The sequence below is a fragment of the Holospora undulata HU1 genome (genome assembly GCF_000388175.3).
GTDB classification, from domain to species: Bacteria; Pseudomonadota; Alphaproteobacteria; order Holosporales; family Holosporaceae; genus Holospora; species Holospora undulata_A.
In genome coordinates this window covers 1-5664 of sequence record NZ_ARPM03000064.1, presented here as the reverse complement: position 1 = coordinate 5664, position 5664 = coordinate 1, and the positions used below count along the sequence as shown (strand labels likewise).

General features: G+C 32.2%; 8 protein-coding genes and 1 pseudogene. 5 read left to right on the top strand and 4 right to left on the bottom strand.

The window, feature by feature from the left end; genetic code table 11:
- The coding region (locus tag K737_RS09865) for a transposase (protein WP_327059321.1) at positions 1 to 300 on the top strand (300 nt) is incomplete at its 5' end.
- A gap of 265 nt (positions 301 to 565) precedes the next feature.
- Here K737_RS09865 and K737_RS09860 read toward each other — a convergent pair.
- Together K737_RS09860 and K737_RS00995 are read right to left on the bottom strand one after the other, a co-directional pair.
- Positions 566 to 799 (bottom strand): hypothetical protein, encoded by a 234-nt coding sequence (locus tag K737_RS09860; protein WP_006298150.1) that lies wholly within the window; start codon positions 797 to 799, stop codon positions 566 to 568.
- A 354-nt stretch (positions 800 to 1153) separates the two neighbouring features.
- Complete coding sequence (locus K737_RS00995; protein ID WP_006298149.1) at positions 1154 to 1807, bottom strand: hypothetical protein; 654 nt, start codon at positions 1805 to 1807, stop codon at positions 1154 to 1156.
- 193 nt (positions 1808 to 2000) lie between these two features.
- Here K737_RS00995 and K737_RS10215 point away from each other — a divergent pair, with 193 nt between their 5' ends.
- Positions 2001 to 2153 carry a hypothetical protein gene (locus tag K737_RS10215; protein WP_023492345.1) on the top strand — a complete coding sequence of 51 codons (153 nt, stop codon included), beginning with the start codon at positions 2001 to 2003 and terminating at the stop codon, positions 2151 to 2153.
- Entirely contained in the window at positions 2131 to 2280 is a 150-nt protein-coding gene (locus tag K737_RS10875; RefSeq protein WP_235075647.1) for a hypothetical protein, read from the top strand. Before K737_RS10215 ends, K737_RS10875 begins: the two co-directional genes overlap by 23 nt.
- A gap of 420 nt (positions 2281 to 2700) precedes the next feature.
- On the opposite strand, the gene K737_RS00990 is transcribed toward K737_RS10875, so the two are convergent.
- Together K737_RS00990 and K737_RS07330 are read right to left on the bottom strand one after the other, a co-directional pair.
- Positions 2701 to 3486 carry a hypothetical protein gene (locus K737_RS00990; RefSeq protein WP_024161342.1) on the bottom strand — a complete coding sequence of 262 codons (786 nt, stop codon included), beginning with the start codon at positions 3484 to 3486 and terminating at the stop codon, positions 2701 to 2703.
- A gap of 387 nt (positions 3487 to 3873) precedes the next feature.
- Positions 3874 to 4164 (bottom strand): IS1 transposase, encoded by a 291-nt coding sequence (locus K737_RS07330; RefSeq protein WP_024161341.1) that lies wholly within the window; start codon positions 4162 to 4164, stop codon positions 3874 to 3876.
- Positions 4165 to 4360: 196 nt separating this feature from the next.
- On the opposite strand from K737_RS07330, the gene K737_RS00980 reads away from it, so the two are divergent.
- Together K737_RS00980 and K737_RS09225 are read left to right on the top strand one after the other, a co-directional pair.
- Entirely contained in the window at positions 4361 to 4885 is a 525-nt protein-coding gene (locus K737_RS00980; RefSeq protein WP_006304227.1) for a hypothetical protein, read from the top strand.
- A gap of 415 nt (positions 4886 to 5300) precedes the next feature.
- Positions 5301 to 5519, top strand: a pseudogene (locus tag K737_RS09225) (helix-turn-helix domain-containing protein).
- Positions 5520 to 5664: the final 145 nt, after the last annotated feature.

Here is a 5664-nt window from a genome sequence, read left to right as displayed (position 1 = left end):
TTTGCTCAAGATAAAGACCGGGTACTAAACAAACAAAGATGGGATATTGAACGGCTGTTCAGAACTATGAAAACGCAAGGGGTTAACTTTGAAAATACCCCTATGAAAGATTTGGGAAGACTTTCCAAACTTATGACGATTTTATACGCTTCTATAACGGGCCTTACACAAGAAATTGCTTACAAAAAAACAGTCAGAGCGCCTTTCTATTCATCTTTGTATTCATACTTCACAAGGGGACTCAGGTGGATCAAAGATAAACTCTTATTCTTTGATTTCAGCGATCTTTTAAATCTTTGATTTCAGCGATCTTTTAAACTACCTGAAAAAAAGTGAGGGGGAGTATGAATTTTGAGTTTAGATTCATAAGTTTTAGAACAAACTTAGGGCTGCTTAAAGACTAATAAATGCGAAATATGATTTAGAAAAAAATTAAAATAGACAAAAGGGAAAGTAAAATCCTTCCCCTTTGCCCTTAACACGCTGTTCTGTGAAAGTTTTCTAAAAGATAATTGGGGAATAATCTTTCGTTAGGTTTTTTCTTATAACTATTGACAAAATGTTTTTAATGTTTTCTCATAGTCCTCATATTCTCTTTTTGAATATCGTTTAAGAAAGCTCGATCATTATCGTTCAGATTTGGAACAGTTTGTTTCTTTTTCTTCATTGAAGATTTATGAGCGGTGCTTTTCAGAAACTCACGATCATTGTCGTTTAGATTTGCTGGAGAAGCGTTCACAGAACTTGTTCCAAAACAAACAATGAACGCAATAAGTACAAAGATTTTTTTATTAAACATTTTATTTTTATTGTTTGGTCTACATTTTTATTATATAAAAAATATGTAAATTTTTTGTTTATTTTTACATAGAAAAAATTTTAGTGAGTAAATAATTGTGTGCAGATTTTTATGTGTAGATTCTAAAAATCTGCTTTTTATTAATTCTAACGATAAAAGATAGCTATTTTTGAAAATAATTTTTCTTAGCAGAGTCCTGTCTTTTTTACTTTGATAAAAAACATTTTCATATTGATACTCTGATAAGCGCAGTCTAATCTATATAAATTTTATTAATGAATTTATGTCCTAAAATAGATACTGTATGAAACAATTTATAACTCCTTGATACTTTTTAATGCCTTCTTATCTGTTCTATTTTGTTTTGAAGGGGGGGGAGTTTGGGGTAGAGGTATTAAGTTTTGTTGGAGTTTGCTGAATTTTTTTGTGTGGGGGTTTTAAGAGAGGCATACTTTTTTGTTTTTTTGTCGAGGAGCCTTTTTCTTGTTCTTGTAAAGATTTAACTTCTTCTTTTAGTGTTTCCATATATTCTTTTGAGCTGCGCATATTTCTCATTTCTCGTTCTGTAGAAGATAATAATTGTTCTCGAACGACTATTATTTCATTGTTTAATTCGTTTATTTTTTGCTTTAAGTATTTATTGTTGGCTCTACATTTGTTTAAGTCGTTTGAGGAGTCTTCTTGTTGAGATATCTTAGTACTATTGTCGGGTTTTAAAGGTAGATCACCTATACCTTCTAGAAGGTTCTCTTCATTTAATTTTCTATCCAAGCGATCATTAGCTTCAATAGCATGTTGTAATGATTGCAATTGTTTTTCTGATAATTGTTCTTTTTTTGGAGTAGCTGGTAAGACTGTTACGGTAGAGCCCTGTTGAGAGCTGGAATTTTTTTTTCCTGGATCATTCAAGGGCTTTTTCCCAGGAGTTGTATTGCTCAATAACCCTTGATTAGGTGCAAAACAGTTACTTGCTGTGAATATAAATAGTAGAATAAAATATTTTATCATCGTTTTTATCTTTTGTTTTTTTATACAAGTTCATTTTATTATAAAAATATATAATTTTTATTTTACAAACAGATTTTTATTTAAATTTATATAACAGTTAAAAAAATTGAAGCTTTTAACTAAAGATCTTTTTTGTTAGAACTGGTAAAGTAATTCTTTTAAAAATTTCTAAAAATGATTGTATGTAAATTTTGTGAATGTTAGGAGTGCTTTAAAAGCGGTTTTGTTCAAGGGTGTCAGCGCTACCGCTGTTTTGAAGAGGGCGGGCACCTTAGGATCAAAGCTATGCGCCAAAATTGAGCCATCCCCAGAAGACAAAGGTATTGTCAAGGAAGTCGATTTGTGATCGTGCTGGAAAACAGTTTATCGATTGGGAATTTGGTGATCACTATAGTCAATCATTCAAACGACTTTTTGAACGATTAAAAAAATGGAAAATTATTTTGTTGCGCAGATCATTGGGCAGGTTTTAATAAAATTATTCCAAGCAACAGCCTCTTTCAGGGAAAAGATACCCCCTTTTCCATTAAACAAAATAACGGTCAACACCGCCATTAGTTTGCAAGATTTCGCCCTCCACTTGCAAACACGCGATCGCTTGAAATGCCGGAGGGAACACTGCTTATTTTTGCGGCAGTTCATGTTAATAAAACTTTGAAAATTAATCATGCCATGCTACCTTTGTTAAAAGTCTCATTTTTTAACGGCTCTACACCTATTTTGTGGTGGTTTTGTTACGTTCTGTTAAAGAAGTAATTTTTTTTGATCAATAAACTACAGTAGCGATGCCTGCATAAAAATGCTCTGCCCCCTCTTTAAACCTTAAATTTTTTTACTTTTGCCACAAAACGCGATGCCTAAAATCTATAAAATACTCCCACCATTATGGGGTATTAGGTTTTTTTGGCGTAGGGGGGGGTAGAGGTATTAGGTTTTTTTGGCGTAGGGGGGGTAGAGGTATTAGGTTTTGTTGGGGTAAGAGTAGGTGTTGTTGGGGGTGTTGAGGAGGTTGATTTGGAAATTTTGGATGGGATATTTGGGGAAGGCTGGATGATTGGATTCTTTTTCTTTATCTGTAATTTTTTTTCAAGTTCTTCAACTTTATTTAAAGCGTCGTTTAAACTACCCAATGCTTCTTCTAGTTTTTTTTTATTATTTATTAATTCTGTTTTTAAAAGTTTTATTTGTGATGCATAGTTGATTGACTTTTTTTGACATGGATCAATTTTTCCTTTAATTATTATTACTTCATTTTGTAATTTTTCTAATTCATTTAGTAAAACATAATAGTCTGGTTGTGAAGGTATTTCATTTTCATTATAGTTGTTCAGACCCTCTAGAAGGTTATCATCTTCTTTCTGGGGTTCTTCTTTCTGGGGACTGGCCTTTGTATTGTTTGAGAAAACATTATAGTCTGGTTGTGAAGGTATTTCATTTTCATTATAGTTGTTCAGACCCTCTAGAAGGTTATCATCTTCTTTCTGGGGTTCTCCGTGCTGGTGACTGGGCTGCGTCGTGTTTTGGGTGTTTTTTGGTTCTGTACTTAAGGAAGGACCGCTTGAGGAATTTTGTTCTGATGCTTGATTGTCTTTTTCTGTATTACTTAAGGATCCTTCCCTAGGTGCAAAACAGTTACTTGCTGTGAATATAAATAGTAAAATAAAATATTTTATCAGCATTTTTATTTTTTTTTTTATATGTTATATGAGTTGATTTTATTATAAAAAATATAATTTTTATTTTACAAATAGAATTTTCTTTAAATTTGATACAACAATTAAAAAAATTATAGAAAATATGAGACTTTTAACCAAAGGTAGCATGATTAATTTTCAAAGTTTTATTAACGTGAAGTGCCGAAAAAATACGCAGTGTTACCTTCGGCATTTCAAGAGAGCGTGTGTTTTCAAGGGAGGGGCAAAATCTTGCAAACCAATGGCGGTGTTGACCGTTATTTTGTTTAATGGAAAAGGGGGTATCTTTTCCCTGAAAGAGGCTGTTACTTGGAATAATTTTATAAAAACCTGCCCAATGATCTGCGCAATAAAATAAAATTTTCCATTTTTTTAATCGTTCAAAAATTTTAATCGTTCAAAAAGTCGTTTGAATGCTTGACTATAGTGATCACCAAATTCCCAATCGATAATCCGTTTTCCAGCACGATCATAGATCGACTTCCTTGACAATACCTTTGTCTTTTCTGGGGATGGCTCAATTTTGGCGCATAGCTTTGATCCTAAGGTGCCCGCCTTCTTCAAAACAGCGCTCGCGCTGACACCAAAACGCTGAGCAATTCGGTTCATTGAAAGGCCGCTTGCGTATAAAACGAAGGCTTGGAGCTTGTCTTTTTCGGGCAAAAACTGCTTTTAAAGCACTCCGAACATTCACAAAATTTACATACAATCTTTTTTATAGACTTTTAAAAAAGACTTCCTTTACTAAATTTAATAAAAAATATCTTTAGTTAAAAGCTTCAAGAAAATTCTATTTGTAAAATAAAAAATTATATTTTTTATAATAAAATGAACTTATATAAAAAAACAAAAAACAAAAATGATAATAAAATATTTTACTTTAATATTTATATTCATAGCAGGCAACTGCTTTGCTGCTGGAGAAGGCTCCTCAACTGTTCCAGAAACAGGAAATGCTTCTTCTCAACAGAAAAGTAACGCAAACATGACAATAACGAGTACACAGCCTTACTCCCAACAAAGCGCTCCCTTAAAAGAAACGCCTTCACAGCAAATTTTAAACGAAACTAAACAAAAAAACTGCGAAGATAAATTAAAAAAGTTACAAAATGATTTCTTAAAAGTGGAAAAAAATATAAATTTACTAAGAACAAAACTTCCATCAATCAACATAGAGATAATAGAACTGCATAAACAACTAAATGAAGTTAAAAAAGAGAAAAAAAAATTAGAACAAACAGCAGAAGATTATGTAAAAGCAATAGAAGAAACTGTCACCTTTTTAGAAAAGAATCAATCGAAAGATGACCCAAAATTTAACGACATTATTAGAATTATAGACACAAAAACAAACCAAAACATTCCCACTTACCCAAATAAATAAGATAAAGAACTTATTGTGGGGAGTATTGTGTGGATTTTAGGTGTGGCATTTTATGAGAAAAAGGAAAATACAAGGATTCTGAAAAAATATCAAAACGATTACACAGGCGGTCGTATTGAGGATTGTGTAAAAAAAAGTAACAAAAGGTGTCCCCCGGATTTTTTTATATCTATCGGTAAATCTTTATAGGGAATTGTGTTAACTCAACTCAAAAAAGGTAAGATTCTATCTTGCCTTTTATTTCATTTTAACTTTTTCTAAATTTATGCGTTTTATCCATTTAAATTTTTTATAACGTCTTTGGATACGAAATAGCATATTTTCGAAGCTTTTAACTAAATACTTTTTTGTTAGAATTGGTAAAAGCAAGTCTTTTAAAAGTTTCTAAAAATGATTGTGTATGTAAAATTTGTGAATGTTTAAGATTGCTTTAAAAGCGGTTTTGTTGGGGGGGGGGAGAGCGGCACAAATGTAAAAAATGTGGAAAAAATTTCACGAGGTGTGCCCGAGAAAGACAAGATCAGTCTTCGTTTTATACGCAAGCGGCCTTTCAATGAACCGAATTGCTCAGCGTTTTGGTATCCGCATCCATACTCCCCCTCACTTTTTTTCAGGTAGTTTAAAAGATCGCTGAAATCAAAGAATAAGAGTTTATCTTTGATCCACCTGAGTCCCCTTGTGTTCTTGTGTAAGACCCGTTATAGAAGCGTATAAAATAGCAACAGCGACAATCGTCATAAGTTTGGAAAATTTTCCAAACTCTTTCATATGGGTATGTC

Coding starts and splice junctions, on each gene's coding strand:
- K737_RS09860 (WP_006298150.1), bottom strand. CDS start 799: ATGTTTAATAAAAAAATCTTTGTACTTATTGCGTTCATTGTTTGTTTT.
- K737_RS00995 (WP_006298149.1), bottom strand. CDS start 1,807: ATGATAAAATATTTTATTCTACTATTTATATTCACAGCAAGTAACTGT.
- K737_RS00990 (WP_024161342.1), bottom strand. CDS start 3,486: ATGCTGATAAAATATTTTATTTTACTATTTATATTCACAGCAAGTAAC.
- K737_RS00980 (WP_006304227.1), top strand. CDS start 4,361: ATGATAATAAAATATTTTACTTTAATATTTATATTCATAGCAGGCAAC.